The organism is Brevundimonas diminuta (genome assembly GCF_039673845.1).
Lineage (GTDB): Bacteria > Pseudomonadota > Alphaproteobacteria > Caulobacterales > Caulobacteraceae > Brevundimonas > Brevundimonas diminuta_E.
In genome coordinates this window covers 186,226-208,336 of the sequence record NZ_JBDJMK010000006.1, presented here as the reverse complement: position 1 = coordinate 208,336, position 22,111 = coordinate 186,226, and the positions used below count along the sequence as shown (strand labels likewise).

At 67.3% G+C, this 22,111-nt stretch carries 24 protein-coding genes; 12 read left to right on the top strand and 12 right to left on the bottom strand.

Annotation, left to right across the window (positions count from 1 at the left end; translation table 11 throughout):
• Positions 1 to 5: 5 nt before the first annotated feature.
• From ABE454_RS08540 to ABE454_RS08530, 3 genes are read right to left on the bottom strand one after another with little or no spacing between them, the layout of a single operon-like run.
• On the bottom strand, positions 6 to 860 hold the full coding sequence (locus ABE454_RS08540; protein WP_346530868.1) for a DUF3298 domain-containing protein: 855 nt from the start codon (positions 858 to 860) through the stop codon (positions 6 to 8).
• 24 nt (positions 861 to 884) lie between these two features.
• Positions 885 to 1,904, bottom strand: coding sequence for a UbiA family prenyltransferase (locus ABE454_RS08535; RefSeq protein WP_346530867.1), 1,020 nt, complete (start codon positions 1,902 to 1,904; stop codon positions 885 to 887).
• The gene (locus ABE454_RS08530) at positions 1,901 to 2,722 is read right to left on the bottom strand and encodes a LytTR family DNA-binding domain-containing protein (protein WP_346530866.1); all 822 of its coding nucleotides are present in this window, start codon (positions 2,720 to 2,722) and stop codon (positions 1,901 to 1,903) included. Before ABE454_RS08530 ends, ABE454_RS08535 begins: the two co-directional genes overlap by 4 nt.
• Before the next feature lie 174 nt (positions 2,723 to 2,896).
• On the opposite strand from ABE454_RS08530, the gene ABE454_RS08525 reads away from it, so the two are divergent.
• Positions 2,897 to 4,114, top strand: coding sequence for an acyltransferase family protein (locus ABE454_RS08525; protein WP_346530865.1), 1,218 nt, complete (start codon positions 2,897 to 2,899; stop codon positions 4,112 to 4,114).
• On the opposite strand, the gene ppk2 is transcribed toward ABE454_RS08525, so the two are convergent.
• Positions 4,087 to 4,830, bottom strand: a complete 744-nt coding sequence (gene ppk2 / locus ABE454_RS08520) for a polyphosphate kinase 2 (protein WP_346530863.1) — start codon at positions 4,828 to 4,830, stop codon at positions 4,087 to 4,089. The two genes, ABE454_RS08525 and ppk2, sit on opposite strands and share 28 nt — an antisense overlap.
• Positions 4,831 to 4,925: 95 nt before the next feature.
• Here ppk2 and ABE454_RS08515 point away from each other — a divergent pair, with 95 nt between their 5' ends.
• A complete protein-coding gene (locus tag ABE454_RS08515; RefSeq protein WP_346530862.1) occupies positions 4,926 to 6,077 on the top strand; it encodes a serine hydrolase domain-containing protein in 1,152 nt (383 codons plus the stop codon).
• A gap of 406 nt (positions 6,078 to 6,483) precedes the next feature.
• Positions 6,484 to 6,687, top strand: coding sequence for a cold-shock protein (locus ABE454_RS08510; protein WP_087140970.1), 204 nt, complete (start codon positions 6,484 to 6,486; stop codon positions 6,685 to 6,687).
• Positions 6,688 to 6,773: 86 nt separating this feature from the next.
• On the opposite strand, the gene ABE454_RS08505 is transcribed toward ABE454_RS08510, so the two are convergent.
• A complete protein-coding gene (locus tag ABE454_RS08505; RefSeq protein ID WP_346530861.1) occupies positions 6,774 to 7,919 on the bottom strand; it encodes an acyltransferase family protein in 1,146 nt (381 codons plus the stop codon).
• Positions 7,920 to 8,045: 126 nt separating this feature from the next.
• On the opposite strand from ABE454_RS08505, the gene ABE454_RS08500 reads away from it, so the two are divergent.
• Positions 8,046 to 8,936, top strand: a complete 891-nt coding sequence (locus tag ABE454_RS08500) for a tetratricopeptide repeat protein (RefSeq protein ID WP_346530859.1) — start codon at positions 8,046 to 8,048, stop codon at positions 8,934 to 8,936.
• 61 nt (positions 8,937 to 8,997) lie between these two features.
• Here ABE454_RS08500 and ABE454_RS08495 read toward each other — a convergent pair whose 3' ends face one another.
• The 6 genes from ABE454_RS08495 to ABE454_RS08470 all read right to left on the bottom strand — a co-directional run bounded on the left by ABE454_RS08495 (position 8,998) and on the right by ABE454_RS08470 (position 14,460).
• A complete protein-coding gene (locus ABE454_RS08495) occupies positions 8,998 to 9,537 on the bottom strand; it encodes a GrpB family protein (RefSeq protein WP_346530858.1) in 540 nt (179 codons plus the stop codon).
• 7 nt (positions 9,538 to 9,544) lie between these two features.
• Positions 9,545 to 10,135 carry a GTP cyclohydrolase I FolE gene (folE, locus tag ABE454_RS08490; protein ID WP_346530857.1) on the bottom strand — a complete coding sequence of 197 codons (591 nt, stop codon included), beginning with the start codon at positions 10,133 to 10,135 and terminating at the stop codon, positions 9,545 to 9,547.
• Between the two features lie 104 nt (positions 10,136 to 10,239).
• Positions 10,240 to 11,232: an OmpA family protein gene (locus tag ABE454_RS08485; RefSeq protein WP_346530856.1), complete on the bottom strand. Its 993-nt coding sequence runs from the start codon at positions 11,230 to 11,232 to the stop codon at positions 10,240 to 10,242.
• Between the two features lie 106 nt (positions 11,233 to 11,338).
• Positions 11,339 to 12,118, bottom strand: coding sequence for an APH(3') family aminoglycoside O-phosphotransferase (locus tag ABE454_RS08480; protein WP_346530855.1), 780 nt, complete (start codon positions 12,116 to 12,118; stop codon positions 11,339 to 11,341).
• 62 nt (positions 12,119 to 12,180) lie between these two features.
• Entirely contained in the window at positions 12,181 to 13,539 is a 1,359-nt protein-coding gene (locus ABE454_RS08475; protein WP_346530854.1) for an ATP-binding protein, read from the bottom strand.
• Positions 13,540 to 13,728: 189 nt separating this feature from the next.
• Positions 13,729 to 14,460, bottom strand: a complete 732-nt coding sequence (locus ABE454_RS08470) for a response regulator transcription factor (RefSeq protein ID WP_346530913.1) — start codon at positions 14,458 to 14,460, stop codon at positions 13,729 to 13,731.
• 88 nt (positions 14,461 to 14,548) lie between these two features.
• Between ABE454_RS08470 and ABE454_RS08465 the strand changes: the two genes are divergently transcribed.
• The 4 genes from ABE454_RS08465 (at position 14,549) to ABE454_RS08450 (ending at position 18,337) form a co-directional block, all read left to right on the top strand.
• Entirely contained in the window at positions 14,549 to 15,427 is an 879-nt protein-coding gene (locus ABE454_RS08465) for a branched-chain amino acid aminotransferase (protein ID WP_346530852.1), read from the top strand.
• 340 nt (positions 15,428 to 15,767) lie between these two features.
• The gene (locus ABE454_RS08460; protein ID WP_346530850.1) at positions 15,768 to 17,039 is read left to right on the top strand and encodes a NupC/NupG family nucleoside CNT transporter; all 1,272 of its coding nucleotides are present in this window, start codon (positions 15,768 to 15,770) and stop codon (positions 17,037 to 17,039) included.
• Between the two features lie 34 nt (positions 17,040 to 17,073).
• Positions 17,074 to 17,691: a glutathione S-transferase family protein gene (locus ABE454_RS08455; RefSeq protein ID WP_346530848.1), complete on the top strand. Its 618-nt coding sequence runs from the start codon at positions 17,074 to 17,076 to the stop codon at positions 17,689 to 17,691.
• Between the two features lie 7 nt (positions 17,692 to 17,698).
• Entirely contained in the window at positions 17,699 to 18,337 is a 639-nt protein-coding gene (locus ABE454_RS08450) for a YoaK family protein (RefSeq protein ID WP_346530846.1), read from the top strand.
• Here ABE454_RS08450 and ABE454_RS08445 read toward each other — a convergent pair.
• Entirely contained in the window at positions 18,321 to 18,755 is a 435-nt protein-coding gene (locus ABE454_RS08445) for a PaaI family thioesterase (protein ID WP_346530845.1), read from the bottom strand. The two genes, ABE454_RS08450 and ABE454_RS08445, sit on opposite strands and share 17 nt — an antisense overlap.
• 47 nt (positions 18,756 to 18,802) lie before the next feature.
• Here ABE454_RS08445 and ABE454_RS08440 point away from each other — a divergent pair, with 47 nt between their 5' ends.
• The 4 genes from ABE454_RS08440 to ABE454_RS08425 all read left to right on the top strand — a co-directional run bounded on the left by ABE454_RS08440 (position 18,803) and on the right by ABE454_RS08425 (position 22,077).
• Positions 18,803 to 19,123, top strand: a complete 321-nt coding sequence (locus tag ABE454_RS08440) for a DUF3253 domain-containing protein (RefSeq protein ID WP_024354755.1) — start codon at positions 18,803 to 18,805, stop codon at positions 19,121 to 19,123.
• Positions 19,107 to 19,712 (top strand): uracil-DNA glycosylase family protein, encoded by a 606-nt coding sequence (locus ABE454_RS08435; protein WP_346530843.1) that lies wholly within the window; start codon positions 19,107 to 19,109, stop codon positions 19,710 to 19,712. Before ABE454_RS08440 ends, ABE454_RS08435 begins: the two co-directional genes overlap by 17 nt.
• Before the next feature lie 179 nt (positions 19,713 to 19,891).
• Positions 19,892 to 20,899, top strand: coding sequence for an alpha/beta fold hydrolase (locus ABE454_RS08430; protein WP_346530842.1), 1,008 nt, complete (start codon positions 19,892 to 19,894; stop codon positions 20,897 to 20,899).
• A 59-nt stretch (positions 20,900 to 20,958) separates the two neighbouring features.
• Entirely contained in the window at positions 20,959 to 22,077 is a 1,119-nt protein-coding gene (locus ABE454_RS08425; RefSeq protein ID WP_346530841.1) for an acyltransferase family protein, read from the top strand.
• The last annotated feature ends 34 nt before the right edge of the window (positions 22,078 to 22,111 follow it).

The window sequence follows — 22,111 nt, the reverse complement described above, 5'->3', positions numbered from 1 at the left end:
GTGGATCAGGCGGCGGGCGCCTTCAGTCGCAGGTCTTCGGTGACGTCGCCGGCCTTGGCCGGTTCGCCCGCGAACTCGCCCGCATATTCAGGCGACAGCGCGCTCTGGAAGGCCGACAGCGGCAGGGTCAGATAATAGGGACCCTCGACGTAGGGGCCGACCGCATAGGCGTCGATCAGGAAGGTCAGGCCGCCCGCCTTGCCCGGAACGGTGCCCGGCGCCACCGTCACGGCCACGTCCTTCAACTTGGGGCAACTCCAGGTGTCGCTGGTGGTCGAGACGGGCTCGGCGCCCGGGCGCTTGGTCTTGGCGGTGTTCACCGCCTGACACAGGGCGCGCTCCAGATTGGTCTTGTCGGCCTTTTCGCCGAACAGGTCCGAGGCGGCGATGCGACGGCCCTCGGCCTTGTCCCACAGCAGGCCGGTGGCGACCGTATTTCCGTGGGCGCCGCCTGAATAGTCGTAGTCGACCCGCATCAGGCTGAACAGACGACCTGTTTCGATGGGCGCATTATAGACGACGGTCTTCTCGTACGGGGGCATTCCCTCGGGCGAGCCCGCTTCGGTGCGGTCGGCCTGGGCGCCCTCGGTGTATTCCTTCAGCTTGGCCACCTCGTCACGATACAGCGGCGTATAGAGGTTCGGATAGGACAGCACCGCCTCGGGCAGGGTCAGGCTGACCTTGGCGTAGGGGGTGGCGCTGTCATATTTCAGCGGGCCTTCGATGGCGTGGGCCGAGGCGGGCGGCGCCGGCGGCGTCTCCTTCTTGTCCTTGCGCTGGCAGGCGCTGAGGCCGGCGCTCAGCATCGCCGCGGCGGCGACGGTGACGACAAGGGTGCGGACGTGGCGCGAAGAGTTCATGCCGGGCTCCTTTGGGCGGTTCGATCAGAAAGCTAGGCCGTTGAACGCGATGGCGGCCAGAAGGATCAATCCCGCATCGCGATTTGATTTAAAAAGACGCAGGGACAAGGCTCCGTCATCCGGCCTCAACCGCCGCACCTGCCAGACGAAATGCAGGGCGTAGAGCGCCAGACCGACATAGAAGACCGGCCCCAGACCGGCGACGTAGCCTGCCGCGCCCGCCAGCGCCACGGCCAAGGTGTAAAAGACAGCCACGCCTTCCTTGACCTTGCCGCCCAGCGCCCGCGCTGAGGACTTCACCCCGGCCATGACGTCGTCCTCAATGTCCTGAAGGGCGTAGATGGTGTCATAGCCCAGCGTCCAGAAAATCCCGCCCGCATAGAGCAGCCCCGCCGACAGGGCCAGATGGCCCATCCGGTCCAGATTTTCCGCCATCCAGTAGCTGTCGCCGCTGATCTTGACCTGCAGCACATAGAGCCAGCCCAGGGCGAACAGCCCCCCCGTCGCCGCCGCAAACCCCAGCAGGGCGCCCCAGTTGAAGGTCAGGCCCAGCCACGCCTGCGGCCACCAGGTGATGCGTTTCATGAAGGGATAGGCCGCCACCAGCCCCAGCGACAGGGCGCCCAGCAGCACCGACATCAGGTTCATCGTCAGCAGGATGCACAGGCTGACCAGCGACAGGCCGCCGACAAAGGCCCAGGCCTGCTTCACGCTGATCTGGCCCGCCGGAATGGGGCGCAGGGCCGTGCGGGCCACCTGGGCGTCGAAGTCGCGGTCGACGATGTCGTTCACCGCACAGCCCGCCCCGCGCATCAGGGCCGCGCCTATGGCGAAGCCGACGACCAGCCACAGCTCATAGCCGCCGAACGGCCGGTCATACTGGTTCAGCGCCAGCATGATCCCCTGCCAGCCGGGCAGCAGCAGCAGCCACGTCCCGATCGGCCGGTCGAAGCGGCCCAGCTTCAGCCACGGCTTCAGCCGCTGGGGCGCATGGCGGTCGACCCAGTTCTGGCCGGCGGCGTCGGGAAGCGGGGCTGTGTTCATGACGGCGGTCTTAACCCCTGCGTCCGCAGCCGGTCCAGCGCCTCGGCGTAACGGCGCGACAGCGGCGCCTCCAGAGCGCCCAACTCCACCGTCCAGTCGCCTGACCCTTCGGGCCGCAGGCCGGTCATCCGCGCAGCGTTGACCAGCCATCCCCGGTGCGTCCGCACGAAGCCGAAGCGCGCCAGTTCGCCCTCGACCGCCGACAGGGTGACGCGCATCAGGGGCCTGCGCCCGTCGGCCAGAACAAACTCGACATAGTTGCCCGCAGAGGTCGCAGCCAGAATGTCGTCCACCGGCGCCCGGATCAGCCGCCCTCCGTCGCGGATGTCGAAGCTGACGGGTCGCAGCGGCGTCTCGCGCGCCTGACGCAGATTGCGCGCGCCCCAGAAGACGCCGACGAACAGGGCGTAACTCAGCACATCCTTGCGCAGTTCATAGATGAACTTCTCGACGGGCGGGCCATAGTCATAGACCTCGCCCAGCAGGGCGTAGACCCCGTGCCGCATCGACACCATCATGACGACGTGCAGCAGGCTGAACAGACAGGCGGCGCCCAGATGCAGGGCCGCAAACCGCCCCCGCGCCCGCCAGCCTTCCTGCAGCAGCGATGACGGCGCCGCGCCCGCCGTCATCCACGGCAGCCAGATCAACAGCATCAGCGCCAGTGCGCTGGACCCCTCCCACAGCCACGGCGCCCAGGGGCGCAGGTCCGGCCAGTCGGACATCACGGTCAGGGCGTTGACCACCAGAAACGCCACGGTGACAGCCAGCAGGATCGAACCCCCGGCCAGCAGGTCGCGGCGGTCCGCCCCGTTCATCCCGACTGGCGCGCCGCTCGTCCCCGCCGATGGCGATCCGGCCCCCGGACCCGACCGGACGGCCCCTGCGCCTTGCCGGACGCGGGGCGGCGGAGGCACGGCCGATGGCGTCGTTTCCGTCATGTCAGGTCGCCCATGTCCTCAGAACCCCTCGCACCAGAACCCTCCGCCGCCATGCGCCGCCATGATCTGGACTGGATCCGGGTCGGGGCCTTCATGCTGCTGATCCTCTATCACGTCGGCATGTTCTATGTGCCCTGGGACTGGCATGTGAACAGCCCCCGGCCGGTTGCGTGGCTGGAGCCGGTGATGCAGTTGACCAACCCCTGGCGGCTGACCCTGTTGTTTCTGGTTTCGGGCGCCGCGACCCGTTTCCTGTTCGAGCGTTTCGAGCGCGAGGGGAAGGGCGCCGCGCGCCGTTTCGCCGGATCGCGCACCTGGCGTCTGCTGCCGCCGCTGCTGTTCGCCATGTTCGTGATCGTGCCGCCCCAGTCCTATTACGAAGTGGTCGAGGCGGCGCAGGGGCTGGGCGTTGTCGATCCGGCGCGTTCGCCGTGGCTGGCCGACTTCTGGCTGAAGTATGCGGCGGGGACCGGCGGCTGGTGCGACGCCGACGGCTGTCTGACCACGCCGACGTGGAACCATATGTGGTTCGTGGCCTATCTGTTCGTCTACAGTCTGGTGCTGGCCGGTCTGCTGACGTTCGGGCGGGGGATGCTGCCCGCGATCCAGTCCGGGCTGGAGCGGGCCCTGAAGGGTTGGGGCCTGCTGATCTGGCCGGTGCTGTGGCTGTTCGTGCTGCGCTGGACGCTGGCGCGGATCTTCCCGACGACCCACGCCCTGACCGACGACTGGTATAATCACGCGGTGTCGTTCAGCGCCTTCCTGTTCGGCTTTCTCAGCGTGCGCTCGGCATTGCTGAAGGAGGCCTATCAGCGGCTGCGTCAACCGGCGCTGGTGCTGGCCCTGTGCGCCTGGGCGGGGTGGGCGGCCTATAGCTGGACCTATCGCGACGGCGGCGCGCCGCCCGAGATGCTGCGGGCCGTGATGCGGCTGGTCTACGCCATCGACCAGTGGGCCTTCATCGCCGCCGTGCTGGGCTATGGCGCGCGTTATCTGAACCGGGGCGGGCCGCAGCTGCGCTATCTGACGGGCGGCGTCTTCTGCTTCTACATCGTGCATCAGACGATCACGGTGGTCGCAGCCTGGCGCCTGTCGAAGCTGGGCCTGCCGCAGGGGCTGGAAGCGGCCTTACTGATCGCCGTCACCTTCGGCGGCTGCTGGGCCGCCTATGAGATCGCGCGCCGTCTGGGACCGCTGGGCCTGCTGCTGGGCGTCCGGTCCAGGACGGCGGCGCGCTCAGATCATTTCGCCAGCCGCCCCTCGGCCTGATCGCCGGGGAAGACGACCTCGGGGTCCGGCTGACGGGCCTCGAGGCCGGGCCAGTCCAGACGGTGCAGGACATGGCGCAGGATGTTGACGCGAGCGACCTTCTTCTTGTCGGTCGCCACCACGGTCCACGGCGCGTGTTCGGAGTGGGTGAGGGCCAGCATTTCATCGCGGGCGGCGGAATAGTCGCTCCAGCGCGCCTGCGCCTCTGCGTCCAGGGCCGAGACCTTGAAGCGCTTCAGCGGATGCTCCATCCGCTCGTCCAGACGGCGGCCCTGTTCGTCGCGGCTGATGTCCAGCCACAGCTTGATCAGGATGATGCCCGACTGCACCAGCGCCCGCTCGAAATGCGGCACGTCATTCAGGAACTGGGCGTGTTCCTGTGGCGTGCAGAAGCCCATGACGGACTCCACGCCCGCGCGATTGTACCAGGAGCGGTTGAAGATCACGATCTCGCCCGCCGCAGGGAGGTGGGCGATGTAGCGCTGGAAGAACCACTGGGTCGACTCGCGGTCGGTCGGCTTGGGCAGGGCGATGACGCGGGTCTGGCGCGGGGCCATGTGTTCGGTCATCCGCTTGATCGCGCCGTCCTTGCCGGCGGCGTCGCGGCCTTCAAAGACGATGACGACCTTCAGCCCCTGTTCGATGGCCCATGCCTGGGTCTCGACCATCTGGATCTGCAGGGCTTCCAAAGTGTCGGCGTAGTCGTCCTTGGCCATCGGCGTGTCCTTGTGTCGCGATCGGGCGACCTTGCGATGAATTCACTGGCGTCGCCAGCCCGTGCGTTCAGTCTGACGGCAAAAGGAGCCGCCCCATGATCCATCGTCGCCAACTGATGATCGCCGCCGCTGCGGCCTCGGCCCTGCCGTCTCTGGCCACGGCGCAGACGAAGACGCAGGCGGCGGGGGCTTCTGCTGGACCTTCTGGCAGGCCTTTCGACAAGGCGCTGGACGCTGCGTTCGATGCGGTCCGGCCGGTCGCGCTGGCGGGCGCCGTGGTGGGGGCGGACGGGCTGGCGTGGTCGGGCGCGCGGGGCGTGCGCCGCGCCGGACAGGACGACCCGGTCGGCGTAGAAGACCGCTGGCATCTGGGCTCCAACACCAAGGCGATGACGGCGGCCCTGTTCGCCCGTCTGGTCGAGCAGGGGCGGGCGCGCTGGGCCATGCCGCTGGCCGAGGCCTTTCCCGGCCTGAACATCGACGCGGGTTGGGACGGCGCGACGCTGGACGACTTCATGACGCACACGGCGGGGTTGAAGGACGAAGCGGTCATGGGGCTGGCGTGGTTGTTGACCGCGCGCGCCGATCCGAATTCTCTGCGCGATCAGCGCCGCACCATCGTCGAGCGTATTCTGGCCGCGCCGCCGCCGGGCCCGCGCGGCGACTTCGCCTATGGCAACGCCAACTATGTGCTGGCGGGCGCGGCGATCGAGGCGATCACCGGCGTCCCGTGGGAAGAGGCGATGCGGGCCGAGGTGTTCACGCCGCTGGGCCTGTCCTCGGCCGGTTTCGGCGCGCCTGTGACGGCGGTCGGCGGCGGCGCCAACGCCTGGGGCCATCGCCGCGCGGGCGAGGCGGACGCCGTCGCCATCGACCCGGCCGACCCCGGTTCCGATAATCCGCAGGCGCTGGGACCGGCCGGAACGGTGCATATGACCGCCGCCGACTATGGGCGTTTTCTGCAGGTCTTTCTGACCGGGGGCGGCGGCTGGCTGAGGCCGGGCACCGCTCAGCATCTGATGACGGCGGGCGAGGGGCGGTCCTACGCTTTCGGCTGGATCGTGCTGCCGCCGCAGCCGTGGGCCGCAGGGCCGGTGGCGGCGCACGAAGGCTCCAACACCCTGTGGCACGCCATGGCTTTGGTCGATCCGGCAGGGGGCCGGGCCCTTTTCAGCCTGTCGAACGAGGCGGCGCGCGGCGCCCCGGCCTGTCAGGCCATGGTCATGAACGCCCTGGGCGCGCTGTGAGATTGTGGCGGTGGAAAGGAGAAATTCGGCCTGAATCGCGCGCTATGTCGTCTGTGGCGCCGGAAATGCAGGGTTTCTTCGGTGTTTCCACGGTGAATCCTGTTGTCTCGCTGGAGATCGGATGTTGTTCGTCGAGAGATGCCGGACGCTAAATCGCCGATAGGTCGTACAGGCGGGCTGCGGCCAGAGGGCGCAGGCGTCAAATTAACTGTAAAGACGCGGGGTTCGCATTCGCTTTACAGTTGACCGCTGTGGATAGGCGGGTGACAACATCGCTGCAGTCCGGATTTCGCGTGGGGTCCAAACCCGCGTCTTGCTCCTTCGCCTGAACGAGCTTGTCCAGATGGACTGACGGACGCTCCTGCTAGGACGTCCGCCTGGAAAAGCGCGTTTACGGAGACGCAATATGGCGACCGGCACGGTCAAGTGGTTCAACCCCACAAAGGGCTTCGGCTTCATTCAACCCGACACGGGCGGCGCGGACGTTTTCGTCCACATCACCGCTGTGCAAAAGGCGGGTCTGGTGGGTCTCGATGACAACGCCAAGGTCGAATACGAGCTGGAATCCCAGCGCGGCAAGACCTCGGCCGTGGACCTCAAGCTCCTCTAAGGCCTGACGGACCTTCAGGTTCGTCAAAAGATGAAGACGCGCGGGGCGACCTGCGCGTCTTTTTTCTTGGCTGCCGCGTGGCGGCCTTAGCCTTCCAGCGAGACGACGGGCTGGCTGACGCTGGCGCCGCGGCCGCGCGCCTTCAGGCGGGCGCGGATGCGGTTCTGGATCGGCTGATCGATCAGATAGTGCAGGCCGAAGGCGAAGACGAAGGCCGCCAGCACGCCCAGACCCCACAGGCCCCAGCGCCAGATCTCGGCCAGCGCCAGCCGGTTCGCCAGGGCGTCGGCGCCGCCGAACCAGGCGATGCGCACCACCTCGTTCGAGATGAACATGGAGAAGGACACCATCGCCGCCTGCTCGACCAGCTTCGAGGGTTTGCGTCCCGGCGTCGCCCCCGCCGCCAGAATGATGACGCTGATAAGCGTCAGGGAGATCAGGGCGTGTTTGTCGAACAACTGCACCACGCCCAGGGCGACGGCGGCCAGCACGCCCGCCCATCCGGCCAGGCGCGGATGGATCCAGACCCCCTGCGCGAACCAGGCCAGTCCCATCCCCAGCACGAACAGCGGCAGGGCGCGCCAGATGCCCAGGTTCAGCGGCATCTGATAGACGGGATATTTCAGTATGGCCCAGCTCAGTTCATTGGCCGCCAGATAGCCGACCACGACCAGCACCAGCGCCGTCCACGGCCCGATCCGGCTGAGGCCCCTCAGCACCCACGGAAAGACCAGATAACAGCCCAGCAGGGCCGAGATCGACCACGTTGGCGCGTTCCAGCCGATGCCGCCATGCACGCCGAACGCCTGAACCAGCGCGGCCTGCGCGGGCAACTGGTCCCAGGCGAACCACTCCGGATGGTTGGGCGGCATCCCCGCCGCCGTGGCCAGCAGCACCAGCATGACCAGCAGGCCCAGCACGATCAGATGCGCCGGAAACACCCGCAGGGCGCGCTTCAGGAAGAAGTCGGTCTTCGACATCCGGCCCGACCCGACGGCCCGGCCATAGACGCGCATCAGCACATAGCCGCTGTCGATCAGGAAGAAGTTGGTCAGCAGAAAGCCGCCGCGCTCGAACACCGGGTGCACGGATTCCGCGAGGGGGATCGGCGCCGACATCTGGAAGTGATGCAGGATGATCAGGGCCGCCACGATGAAGCGCAACGCATCCAGCCAGCCGCCCCGCGTGATCGGCGGCGGCTCATTCCGGGACGATATTACGGCTTGAAGCATCAGAACCTCTCCGTTCAGGGAAGCTCATGCAGGATCGGGGCCGCCAGCGGGATCAAGACAACCCTTGCTGGTATGAAGGCGTAATGAGGGTGTAGGCTGGACGTGATGGCGTCAGGGAGTGCGGCCATGAAGACATCCTGTGCAGGGCTGGGCGCAGCGACGGCGTTGGCGATGGCCCTGATGCTGGCGGCGCCGGGCGAAGCCGCCGCCCGCCCGACTTCTGCCGCTTCTGCGCCTGAAAAGGCTCAAGCCGCCGTGACCGTAAACATCGTCGGCGGCGATCTGTCCGGGCGGGAAAGGCGGGATTTCGACCTGCTGGAACGGGCGATGCGGGACCTGCAGGCGCGGGGCTATGCCGGGCTGGACCGTCATCTTCCTGCGTTGCGGCGCGCGATGGCGCGGGCGCCGAAGGCCTATCCCTATCTCGAAAAGCGGGCCGCGAACGACTGGATCGTCCGCACTCTCGACAGCGCCGAGGGCGTGGTGGTGGCGATGATGCTGCAGGCTGGCGCGCAGGCCGAGGGCGCATCAGGCCTAACCATACGCCAGCAGCCCAACGTCTATCCGCTGATCGCCCTTATGTTGGGCAGCGAAGCGGTCGAACGACGCCGGCTGGACGAGGCGATCGCCGTGCTGGATCAGGGACTGGCGCTTCAGCCTGACGACTGGGCGCTGATCAAGGAAAAGGCGTCTGCATTGCAGGCGGCCGGGCGCAATGAAGAGGCGCTGGCCTTCGCGACCGACGCCTTGGCGATGGAGTCGATCCGCACCGCACTGAACGCCGGTCCTTTGCATCGCAGCCGGGGCTTCAGCCTGATCGAGCTGAACCGCCTGCCGGAAGCCCGTACAGCCTATGAAGAGGCGTTGAAGCTGGATTCGGAAGACCGTAGCGCCAAGGCGCAGCTCGCCTATATCGACGGGCTGGAAGCGGGCCAGCCGCCGGTGCGGCCGGTCATCGTGGTTCCGGCGCCAGGCAGTCGGGCGACGGGCGATCCGGCAAAATCCGAACATCCCTGACGCGGCTGGAATCTCAGGGCCTCTTCATCGGGGCGTGAAGCAGGCTGGCGGTTCAGTTAGATCAGGTCGGGTTCGCCTCGGCCCACTTCAGGGCGTCGGCCTCGATGGTCTGGACCCAGTCGGACTTGCAGTCGCCATAGGCGTGGGAATCGTCCGGATGGACGGCGCGGCAGCGCGCCTTTTCGGCGTCATAGGCCGCAGCGATCTCGGGGCGCGCGCGCAGATAGTCGCGGAAGGCCAGATGCCGCCTGATCTCGGGCGAGCCTTCGGCATAGGCGTGGACCTGCGCCACCCGGCGCCCGGTCGCGGGATCGGAAAGCGTCATATAGCGGCGGCCCGGCAGGCCGTATTCGCCCCACCACTCATAGCCCAGCGCCTCGATGGCGGCGCGATGGCGGTCCAGATCCGACAGGTCGCCCGCCACCGGCATCAGGTCCAGAACCGGCTTGGCTGCGATGCCGGGGATGGCGGTCGATCCGATGTGGTGAACCGCCTTCAGCGCCGGGCCGAAGGCCTGATGCAGACGCGCGGCTTCACGTTCCGCCTGTTCCGCCCACGCCGGATCGTGCGGCGTCAGTTCGACCCGGAAGGGCGGGGGCATGAAGGCTTCAACTCCGGACGAGGCGCAGGAATTCCTCACGCGTGCGCGGATCTTCGCGGACGGTGCCCAGCAGGCAGCTGGTCGACAGGCTGGCGCCGGGCACGTCGACGCCCCGCATGGTCATGCAGCTGTGCTCGGCCTCGATGACCACGCCGACGCCGAGCGGACGCAGCACGTCCTGAATGGCGTTGGCGATCTCGGACGTCATCTTTTCCTGAATCTGCAGGCGGCGGGCATAGCCGCGCACCACCCGCGCCAGCTTGGAGATGCCCACCACCCGGTCGGTCGGCAGATAGCCGACGTGCGCCTTGCCCACCACCGGCAGCATATGGTGTTCGCAGAAGCTGACGAAGCGGATGTCTTTCAGAACCACCAGCTCGTCATAGCCGCCGACCTCTTCGAAGGTCTTTTCCAGATAGTCGCGCGGCTCGACCTCATAGCCCTGGAACAGCTCGCGATAGGATTTGGTCACGCGCTTGGGCGTTTCGATCAGGCCTTCGCGGTCAGGATTGTCGCCGGCCCAGCGGATCAGGGTGCGGACGGCGGCTTCGGCTTCTTCCTGGGAGACGGCGGGGGAGGAGGGGGTCTGGTCGCTCATACAGGCTGCATACCTCCCCCGCGCCGGTTCTGGAACCGGCCGGATGGTTTTAAAACAATCTCTTTCCGGATCAGGACAGTCTGCTGATCAGGCCAGTTCGCTTATCAAGACAGGCGGACCAGCTCGACGCGGCGGTTGCGGGCGCGGCCTTCGTCGCTGGCGTTGTCGGCGACGGGCTTGTCGGCGCCGAAGCCTTTGGCCTCCAGCCGCTTGGCGTCGATCCCCTGCTGCGTCAGGGCGGCGACCACGGCGCGGGCGCGTTCCTCGGACAGGGGGCGGTTGCGGGCCGGGGCGCCGGTGTTGTCGGTGTGGCCCTCGACGGACAGGCGCAGGGCGGCGTCGTCCTTCAGCAGCTGGGCTACGGCGTCGATCTGGGGCCGCGAGGCGTCCAGAATGTCGGCCTTGTCCAGCGCGAACTCGACTGGCACGGCGACGCGGCCGTCGGCGGCGATCTTTTTCGCCAGTTCACTGGCAGGCAGCAGACCGGCGGTCGGGGCCAGCGCCTTGACCTCGGCCACGGCCAGAGAGCCGGACTCGCTGCCGACATACAGGTGGACCCAGACGGTGCGGTCGGCCTGACGGATGATCCAGGTCTGCGACGGGTTGTTATAGATGTCGCCGATGCCGTTCAGCGCCGCCATCTGCACGGCCTCGGGCAGGGCGTGGGCGGCCTCATTGGGAATCTGGCCGTCGAAGATGCGCACGGCGCCCGCTTCCTTTAGGGCGTGCTCCATGTTCCGCAGCAGCTCCAGCCGCGAGAAGCTCTTGCCGCTGTCGTTGGTGATCTGGGTCTGGTGGACACGGCCCTCGACCATCTCGAAACGCGCGCCGCTCCAGAAGGGGAAGTCGGCGAAGTCGTGCGTCTCGCTGTTCTGCAGCTTGTAGCCCTCGGGCAGGCGCAGATAGGGGAAGTCGCCCAGATTGGCGCTGGACAGCGCCACGCTGCTCACGTCGAACGGTCCGGTTGCGGCGGCCGGGGCGCCCTCGGCCGGAGCTGTCGCCTCAGCCTGCTCCGACTCCTTGTTCTCGCACGCGGCGACCAGCAAGGCCGAGGTCGCGATCGTCAGGACGGAGGCGAGGCGCAGGAACGGTTTCATGGATCATCCTTCAGGGCGTGAAGTCGAGGGAGGAAAGCGTGCAGCCGTCCGTCTAGTTGCGGCTCTTGTCAATCGCGTGAAGCGGGGCCGTGGAAAGGGCGCCTGCTCAGAAAAACTCGTCCATCAAGCGATAGAATTCGAGCCTGGCCGGGTCCGGCTCCAGCCCATAGCGCGCATGGAAGGCCGCCAGCCACTGGCCGCCCAGGTTCATCTCGATGCTGCGCGCGGCCAGGGCCAGATCCTGATGCCGGTCCGCCACGCCCAATCGGCCCAGATCGATGAAGGCCGTCAGGTCGTCGCCCTCGACGATGAAGTTGGGAAAGCAGGCGTCGCCGTGGGTCACGACCTTATCCTCTGTCGCGGGCGGGTTGCTGTGCAGCAGGTCGAGCAGCTGCTGCGGCGTCTGGTCTGAGCGGTTCTCATAGAAGTCTTCCAGATCGACCGCGTCGGCGGCGATGCGCGCGGCCGCCCTGGCCAATAGGACGTCGAGACTCTGATCAAAGGGGCAGGCCTCGACCGGCAGGGCGTGCAGGCGACGCAGGGCGTCGGCCAGATGCTCGACGCAGCGCAGCGGCTGATCGGGACCGAGCACGGACAGGTCACGCCCGGCGGCGCGGCTCATCAACAGGGCGTTGCAGCGCTCGTCCTGATGGGTCGCCACAACCTCGGGACAAGGCTGCCCCTGCGCGCGCAGCCAGCGCATCCGCTGGGTCTCCTGCGGCAGCTCTTCCAGCGGCGAGCGGTCCTCCAGCTTCAGCACCAGCGGCGGCCGCTGAGGATGATCCAGCAACAGGACCGTAGCGCCAGAGCGGCCGACGTCGTCGGGACTGACGCCATACCCCTCCAGCAAGGCGGCGAGGGGAGCAGGCAGGTCGGGCGTCATCATGGTTCCTGCTCAAGCGCAATAGAAGGCATAAGGCAGGGCTTCACCTTAGGTGTCATGCCGATTTAAAGAGCGCGGCGCTCTGCAGGCAGGCGGATGGAGGCTTTCAGGCCGCCCAGGTCGCTGCGGCCAAGGGTGATGTCGCCGCCGTGGCTGCGGGCCACGTCGCGGGCGACGGCCAGGCCCAGACCCACCCCCTTGCGGTTCTGATTGCGAGAGGCGTCGAGGCGCGAGAAGGGGCGGAAGGCTTCTTCGTGCATGTCGTCGGGGATGCCGGGGCCGTCGTCCTCGACCGTGATCTCCAGCCCGCCCGAGGGCAGGGGGCGGGCGCTCAGGCGCACCTGTTCGCCGTGCGAGGCGGCGTTGCCGACCAGATTGTTGATCGCCCGGCGGAAGGCCAGCGGGCGGGCCAGCATGTTCAGGTCGTCGGGGGCTTCGACCTCGGCCGCCGCGCCGGAGCGGCGGGCGTCGGCGGCGGCGCGGCGCAGCATTTCGGGGACGGAGATGGTCTGGGCGGCTTCCCCGGCTTCGCCGCGCGCGAAGGCCAGGTATTCGTCGATCATGTGCTCCATCTCGTCCAGATCGCCCTTCATCGCCTCGGCGCGCTTGAAGGGCGGGGCCAGGGCCAGTTCGAGGCGCAGACGGGTCAGGGGCGTGCGCAGGTCGTGGCTGACCGAGGCCAGCAGGGCCGTGCGCTGGTCGATATGGCGCTGGATGCGCGAGCGCATGTCCAGAAAGGCGCTGGCGGCGGCCCGCACCTCGCGCGCGCCGTGCGGCTTGAAGCGCGGCACGCTCTCGCCCCGGCCGAAGGCTTCGGCGGCGTGGGCCAGACGTTCGATGGCGCGGACCTGATTGCGGATGAACAGCACCGCCACGGCCAGCAGCAGTACGGTGGCGATCATCAGCCACAGGACGAAGATGTGGGCCTGGGTCGCCACGGCGCGCTCACGCGGGGCGATGATGCGCAGGACGCCGCCCGCCTCCTGCACGCGAATGTCGACATAGGCGGGGTAGCGGGTGGTGTCGAACCAGAAGGGCTGATCCAGCCGTGAGGCGAGGGCCTTCTCCATCGTCCGGTCGACCAGACCAAGGGCGCCGCGCCGTTCTTCGTCCGGCAGTTCGGCGGCGGGCTGGAAGGCGATGGACAACTGCATCGAGCGCTCGGCGCGTTCGGCGATCAGGGCCATGTTCGCGGGGGTCGGATCATCGCGATAGCTCTCGGCGGCCCAGGCCACATCGCCCGCCAGGCCCTCGGACAGGCGCGCGGTCACCGCCTGCCAGTGGGCGTCGAAGAAGGCCCAGGTCACCGCCGCCTGCATGATCAGCACCGGCAGGACGATGATCAGCAGCGAGCGCCCCCACAGGGAGGTCGGCACCCGGCGCTTGATCCAGCGCGTCCAGACGTTGAACGGCATCAGCCGCATGGGGGCGTCCTGTCGATCGTGACCATGGCCTGCGTCATGGTCGTTCTTCTCCCGATCCCGTCATGGCCGGGCTTGTCCCGGCCATCCATAAACGCCGCCGTTGACGACAGCGCACAGTGGCCGCCGTCTGAGTCTATGGATCCCCGGGACAAGCCCGGGGATGACGGAAATAGAGCGCGCACTGCGTCGTCAGTCCGGCGCCAGCATATAGCCGATGCCGCGCACCGTCTGGAGATAGCGCGGGTTCTTGGGGTCGTCCTCCAGCTTGCGGCGCAGGCGGGTGACCTGAACGTCCACGGCACGGCCGGTGATGTCGGCCGTATCCGGCGACAGGGTCATGCGCTCGACCGGGGAGTGGGCGTGGGTGGCCAGCGTCTTGAGCAATTGGGCCTCGGCCTCGGTCAGGCGCTGCAGGGCGCCGTCGCGGGTCAGCTCCAGCCGCTCCATGTCGAACACGGCCGAGCCCATGCGGATTTCCTTCGGCGTCATCAGCTTGCCGCCGGTGCGGCGCAGGATGGCCTCGATCCGCAGCGCCAGTTCGCGCGGGTCGAAGGGCTTGGACATATAGTCGTCGGCGCCGCGCGACAGGCCCTCGATCCGGTCGTCCGGGTCGCCCTTGGCCGTCAGCAGCAGCACGGGCGTCTTGGACAGGGCCGCCTGACTGCGGATCCAGGTGGTCAGGTCGAAGCCGCTTTCGCCCGGCATCATGACGTCCAGCACGATCAGGTCGAACTCGATCAGTTCGACCATGCGGCGCGCGGCGCCCGCGTGGGCCGCGCCGGTGACGCGATAGCCCTCGCGAGACAGGAACTCCTTGAGCAGTTCGCGGATGCGGTCATCGTCGTCGACGACCAGAATATGCCGCCCGCTGCCGGCGGGGGCGATGGGGCCGGAACGGCTGTTGGGGCGAGGGTCGACCATGCTCATAGCGATTCTCCTCGCAATGCGGCGTTGACGATGGCGCGCGACAGGCGTCTAACCGAATACTTAGCGCGGGAGACGTTATTCAATGGCCTTCGTTCCTTTCGACGATCGTGACGGCTGGATCTGGTTTGACGGGGAATTTGTTCCCTGGAGGGAAGCAAAAACGCACGTTCTGACCCATGGCCTTCACTACGGCTCGTCGGTATTCGAGGGTGAGCGTATGTATGGCGGTGAAATCTTCAAGCTGACAGCTCACAGCCAGCGCCTGAAGCGCTCGGCCGAACTGCTCGACTTCGAGATACCCTATAGCGTGGCCGAGATCGACGCAGCCTGCAAGGAAACCTGCGCGCGCAACGGCCTGACCGAGTGCTACATCCGCCCGGTGGCCTATCTGGGCGCGGAGCATCTCAGCGTTTCGGCCAAGGGCAGCAAGGTCCACATGGCCATCGCCGCCTGGGACTGGCCCAGCTATTTCGACCCCGAGGTCAAGAAGAAGGGCATCGCGCTGGAGTGGGCCAAATGGCGCCGCCCCGACCCGGCCACGGCGCCGTCGACGGCCAAGGCGGGCGGGCTCTACATGATCTGCACCATGTCCAAGACGGCGGCGGAGAAGCGCGGCTTCGCCGACGCCCTGATGCTGGACTGGCGCGGCTATGTGGCCGAGGCGACCGGCGCCAACGTCTTCTTCGTCAAGGACGGCGTCCTGCATACGCCGCGTGTCGATCACATCCTGGACGGCATCACGCGCCAGACCATCATCGAGATGGCTGCCGCGCGCGGGACCGAGGTCGTGGTGCGCGACATCCTGCCGGAAGAACTGGCCGACTTCTCCGAATGCTTCCTGACCGGGTCGGCGGCAGAGATCACGCCGGTGGGGCAGGTGGGCGATTACCGCTTCACGCCGGGCGCGCTGTCGCTGGGCTTCATGGAAGACTACGGCAAGCTGGTTCGCGGCCAGCTGTGATCAGCGTCCCTCTCCCGGTGGGAGAGGGCTTGAGCGCACGGCGGCGCAGCCGTCGTTCTGGCGCGACCCGAAGGGCGGCGCGTAGCAGCCAAAGGGTGAGGGGTTAGGGTTTCAGTCGGCGTCAGCCGTAACGCGACGGCTTTCCGCCGACTTCAGCCGCGGACCCTCACCCTTTCGCCTGTTCCAATCGCTTCGCTCTTGGAGGCTCAAGCCCTCTCCCATCGGGAGAGGGAAGTGTCTCGCAGTTTTCCCTATCCCTCTTGCCAGCGGCGTCCTGCTGTCGTTGATGCGCATTTGAGAAACCGGCTCCCATAGCGCCGGTCGCGGAGCCGCCTTTCCCATGTTCAGTCTCCTGAACCTCCAGAGCCTGTTCGGTCTGGTCGTCATCGTCGCCGTCTGCTGGGCGATCTCCGAGAACCGGCGCGCCTTTCCTTGGCGACTGGCGATCGGGGCGGTGCTGGTGCAGGCCGGTCTGGTGCTGGCGACCTTCGCCATTCCGGGGTCGCAAGTGGTGCTGGACGCCGTCAATAATGCGGTCAGCGGACTGGAGGCGGCGACCGAACAGGGGACGCGCTTCGTCTTCGGCTACCTGGCGGGCGGGGATCAGCCCTACGCCGTCGCCAATGAAGGGGCGCTGTTCACCTTCGCCTTCAATGTGCTGCCGCTGATCCTGGTGATCTCGGCCCTGTCGGCCCTGTTGTGGCACTGGAAGATCCTGAAGTGGATCACTTTGGGCTTCGGCTTCGTGTTCCAGAAGACGATGGGGCTGGGCGGCGCCTCGGCGCTGGCGGTGGCGGCCAACATCTTTCTGGGCATGATCGAGAGCCCCATCGTCATCCGCGCCTATCTGGACAAGCTGACCCGGTCGGAAGTCTTCCTGATGATGGTGGTGGGTCTGGCGACGGTGGCCGGTTCGACCATGGTGGCCTATGCGACCATCCTGTCGCCGGTGCTCAGCAATGCGGCGGGCCACGTTCTGGTGGCCTCGATCGTTTCGGCGCCCGCGGGCGTGATGCTGGCCCGCGTCATCATCCCTGAAAAGCCCGGCGAGGGCGGGGCGGTTGCCGACTACAACTCGGCCCTGAAATACGACAGCGCCGTCGATGCCATCGTCAAGGGCACGTCCGACGGCCTGATGGTGGTGCTGAACATCTCGGCCGTGCTGATCGTCTTCGTGGCCCTGGTAGCGCTGGCCAACATTATTCTGGGCGGTTTTGTCGTCGCCGGAGATCCGCTGACGGTCGAGCGCATTCTGGGCTGGCTGTTCGCGCCGGTGGCCTGGCTGACCGGCGTGGAATGGGCCGACGCCCAGAAGGCCGGCTGGCTGCTGGGGGTCAAACTGACCCTGACCGAGTTCGTCGCCTTCATCGAGCTGGGCAAGGTCCCGGTCGCCGACATGAGCGAGCGCACCCGGATGCTGATGACCTATGCGCTATGCGGTTTCGCCAATATCGGCTCGGTCGGCATCACCGTCACCGGCCTGTCGGTGCTGATGCCCGAGCGGCGCGAAGAGGTGCTGGGTCTGGTGTGGAAGGCGCTGCTGGCGGGCTTCCTCGCCACCCTGATGACGGCCTGCATCGTCGGGGCCTTGCCCGCCGCCGTCTTCGCCTAGTAGCGTTTCGGAGGGCAGCCGAAGGGACCCTCTGATGAAGCTCTATGAAAGCCGCCGCGCGCCCAATCCACGCCGTGTCCGCTGGGTCATGGCCGAGAAGGGCGTGGCTGACGTTGAGCGGGTCGAGATCGAACTGCTGGCGGGCGAGCACCGCACCCCGGCCTATCGCGACAAGTTCGGCGTGCCGCACGTCCCGGCGCTGGAACTGGACGACGGGACCTGCCTGACGGAATCCATCGCCATCTGCCGCTATCTGGAGGCCCTCCATCCCGAGCCGAACCTGTTCGGGCGCGATCCGAAGGAGCAGGCGATCATCGAGATGTGGATGCGGCGGTGCGAGATGTATCTGGCCAATCCGATGATGCTGAACGTGCGCTTCACCCATCCGGCGCTGGCGGCGCTGGAGGCGCCCCAGCCGCAGGTCGCCGAGTATAACCGTCTGGGCGCCGAACGCTTCATGAAGACGCTGGACCGGCATCTTGCGGATCATGAGTTCATCGCCGCCGACCGCTTCACCATCGCCGACATCGTCGGGGCCGTGGGGCTGGATTTCGCCCGGCTGGTCAAATACCGCCCGCCCGAGGAACTGACGCATCTGGCCCGCTGGCTGGAGACGTGCCGCGCCCGCCCGGCGGCGGCGGCGGGAATGTGATCCGGCCTTGCGCACGCTGAGCGGATCGGATCGGTGGCTGGCCCTGCTGCTGGCGGGGCTGGCGGGCTATGTCGACAGTCTGGGCTTCCTGCATCTGGGCGGGGTGTTCGTCTCCTTCATGAGCGGCAACACTACGCGCATGGCGGTCAGTCTGGCCGAGGGGCGTTGGGGCGCGGCCCTTGAGGTCGCGGCCATACTGATCCTGTTCGTCGTGGGGGCCATGATCGGCGCCCTGATCGCGGGCGCGCAGGGGCCGCGTTCGCGCAGTCGCGTGCTGGCGCTGGAGGCGGTGCTGCTGGCCGGCGCGGCCGCAGCGGCGGGCGCAGGCGCGGCGCCGCTGGCCATCGGCCTGATGGTTCTGGCCATGGCGGTCGAGAACTCGGTCTTCCTGCGCGACGGCGAGGTCGGGGTCAGCCTGACCTATATGACCGGAACCCTGGTCAAGACGGGACACGCCCTGGCGGCGGCCGTGCGCGGCGGCGATCCCTTCGACTTCCGCCCCTATCTGGTGCTGTGGGCGGGGTTGTGCGGCGGGGCCGTTCTGGGCGCACTGGTCTATCAGGGGCTGGGGCTGATCGCCCTGTGGCCCGCCGCAGGGTTCGCGCTGATGCTGGCGCTGGCGACGCGGATCAGTCGCGCCGGGTGAACTTGCGGATCACGCCCGAGAAGGTCATCAGGATGCGCTCGCCCGTGGTGATCTGGCCGCGCACGAAGATCAGGCTCTTGCCCGCCTTGGTGACCTGACCGGTCGCCTCGATCAGTTCGCCGACATAGGCGCCGTCGATGAAGGCCGAATCCAGCTGGACCGTCACGCCCGAGGCGCCTTCCATCTCTTGATAGGCGATCTGGAACATGGCGATGTCGGCGAAGGTCATCAGACAGCCGCCGTGCATCCGCCCGCCCGAGTTCATGTGCTTCTGCTCGGCGCGGAAGGCGCAGCGCATATGGCCGTCGGGGTCGGGCTTGCCATAGAAGGGGCCGACCACCACGTCGAAGGTGTCGCGCAGATTATAGGTCTGCCAACCGGCGAACTCGCCTTCGGTGACGGTGATTATCTCGGCCATGTCGGTTTTGCCTTCTTTCCGATCCTGCAGTGCAGCATATAGCCCCTATGAGCGATCCAATCGAAGCGGCCATTTTCGAAAAATTGGCCAAGGCCGACCCCAAGAACGTCGGCGGCAAGAGCATCGAACCGGCCGATGTGGCCAAGGAACTGCAGCCCGAGCAGTGGCAACGCATGCTGCCCAAGGTGAAGGCGACCGCGCTGGGCCTGATGCGTCAGGGCCGGCTGACCATCACCAAGAAGGGCAAGGTCGTCGATCCCAACAACTTCCGCGGCGTGATCCGCCTGCGGCTGCCGACCGAGGCCGAGACGGCCGCCGCGCTTGCGGCCCTGCCGCCGGTCGAAGCGTCGGATGACGATTTCGACTGAACCGGACAACGGTCTGGACGAGGTCCTGACCGAAATCCGCGCCTGCCGGGCGTGTCTGGGGCAGTTGCCGCACACGCCGCGCCCGGTGGTCATGGTCGCGCCTGAAACGCGCCTGCTGATCTGCGGTCAGGCGCCGGGGCGTCGGGTGCATGAAAGCGGCCTGCCGTTCACCGACCCGTCCGGGGTTCGCCTGCGCGACTGGATGGGCGTGGACGAGGCGACCTTCTACGGCGATCCGCGCCTTGGCGTCGCGGCGCAGGCCTTCTGTTTTCCCGGCACCGATCCGAAGGGCGGCGACTATCCGCCGCCGCGCCGTTGCGCCGAGCTGTGGCGGCCGCGCCTGCTGGCTGAACTGCCGAATGTCGAACTGACCCTGCTGGTCGGCGGTTATGCGCAGACGTGGGCGCTGGGCGCGGCGGCCAAAGCGAACATGACCGAGACGGTCCGTGCCTGGCGAGACTATGCGCCCGCTGTCCTGCCGCTGCCGCACCCGTCGTGGCGCAATACGGCGTGGCTGAAGAAAAATCCGTGGTTCGAGGCGGAGATTCTGCCCTACCTTCGGCGGCGGGTGAAGGAGATGCTGGCGTGACACATCGATCTTTCCTTCTCCCCTTGTGGGAGAAGGTGGGCGCCGGAGGCGCTCGGATGAGGGGGCTCTATCAGCGTCTCAAGCGGTTGATGGCGAGGGCGCCGTCGACCGACCCCTCATCCGTCTCGCTTCGCGATCCACCTTCTCCCACAAGGGGAGAAGGACGACGATGGTGCGCCGTGCTTCTTTCCCTCGCCCTGTCCGCCTGCGCCACGCCGCACGTCCAGCTGCCGCTGACGCCGCCTGCAGGCTTTGCTGGCCCGCGTATCGAGGAAGGAACCCTGGGACGCGGCGCCTTTGTGGTGCAGGACGGGGCGCGGCTGCCCTATCTGCGCTGGAGCCCGGAAGATCAGGCGCCGTGGGCTGTCATTATCGCCCTGCACGGGTTCAACGACCACTACGCCTCCTTCCGCTTCGCCGGGCCGTGGTGGGCGCAGCGCGGCATCGAGACCTGGGCCTATGACCAGCGCGGCTTCGGCCTTGCGCCGCACCGAGGCGAGTTCGCCGCTGAAAGCCTGACCAGCGAAGACCTGCGCACCATCGTCGCTCTTGTCCGCGCGCAAAGGCCGGGCGCCCTGATCGTGGTGGCGGGCGAAAGCATGGGCGGCTCGTCCGCCATCGCCGCCTTCGGCTCTGACACGCCGCCGGACGCCGATCGCGTGGTGCTGCTGGCGCCGGGCGTCTGGGGCTGGTCCAGCCAGAGCGTCTTCAACCGCACGGGCCTGTGGGCCGCAGCGCGCCTGATGGGCGCCAAGGTAGTCGAGCCGCCGTCGTTCGCCGTGCGCAACATCCGCGCCTCGGACAATACTCTGGAGTTGATCCGCAACGGCCGCGACCCGCTGTCGATCCTGTCGACGCGGTTTGATTCCCTCTATGGGCTGGTCGATCTGATGGAGACGGCGACGCGGCGTCTGGGCCATGTCGAAAAGCCGACGCTGCTGCTGTACGGTGCCAACGACCAGATCATCACTAAAGCCCCCATGCGCCGCGCGCTGGAGCAGGCCGGCGAGCGGCCGAACCTGACGACCGGCTACTACGCCCACGGCTGGCACATCCTGAACCGCGACCTTCAGGCCGAGGTCATGTTCGCCGATGTGGAATCGTGGCTGCGCGATCCATCGCGCCCTCTGCCTTCAGGTGCGCCGCCGGTGCTGCCAAGCCTGCAGGCGGGCGGCGAACCGCATTGAATGGCGAAGCTGCTCCAATATTGAACATATGATAACCGCGATTGTCGTAGGCGATGCGGATGAACGTCTCTCGTCCTCATCTGCCCGCGCTTGACAGTCTGCGAGGGCTGGCCGCCCTGTCCGTCTGCCTGATGCACGCCACGCCGTTGTTCGGGCTCAGCGCCCTGGCGCCGCACGCCTATGTGGCGGTCGACTTCTTCTTCGTGTTGAGCGGCTTTGTTCTTTATTATCGCTATGCCCATTTGCTGCTGCCCGGCGCCCAGCGGCCGATGGATGCCCGGGGCTTTATGCTCAGGCGCGTGGCGCGGCTCTATCCCCTCTATGTACTGGCGACGCTGATGGGATTCGCCCTGACGACCCTGTGGCTGGCCGCGAACGGCAATCTGGGCGCAGAGCTGGGGACGTCGATCTATGCGTTGATCAGCGGCCTGCTGATGATACCGGCGATGTTGAATACGACTGGGCTGCATGATGCGGGGGTGTTGTTCCCCTATGTCGATCTGGGCTGGTCGATTTTCTGGGAAATGGTGATGTCGCTCGTCTTCGTCGTCTGGGCGAAGGCGGGCCTGAAGTTCCTGCCCGTCGTCGGGGCGGCTGCGCTGGTCGCTCTGGCGGCGGCGACCTGGCCGATGGGGTCGGTGGACGGCGGTTGGCAACTGGCCAACTTCCATATCGGGGGGCTGCGCGCGCTGACCGGTTTCTGCCTGGGCATGATGGTGGCGCGCGGTTTCCTGGCGCGGTCGCAGGGGCAGGGGGTGGCGCATCCGATGATGGCGCTGGGCGCGCTGGCGCTGGTCATGGTCGTGGCGGCCTATGTCGTGCTGGATCGGCGCTTCACCGTGCTGGGCGTCGAGTTGCTGTTGCTGGCCGTCGTCTTCCCGGCGGTCGTGTGGATGACGGCCGTGTCGGCGCCGCGCATTCTCAGCGTAGGGCCGGGCGTGGTGCTGGGTGGCGCGTCCTATTCCATCTATCTGCTGCATGGCTCCCTGCTGGAAGCGACCAGCGTGGTGCTGAAGCGAATCCCGTTCCTGGAGCCGTCGCCTCTGATCGGCGTGATCTGGCTGGCGGGGATGCTGGTCGCCAGTTGGCTGTGCTGGAAGCTGTTCGAGACGCCGGCGCGGCGGTGGGTCATGGCGCGCTTTGAGAGGGCGAAGCCGGCGCTGACGGCCTGGAGCTGACGGCGCCTTCGTTCGCAGAAATAACGGAAATGAC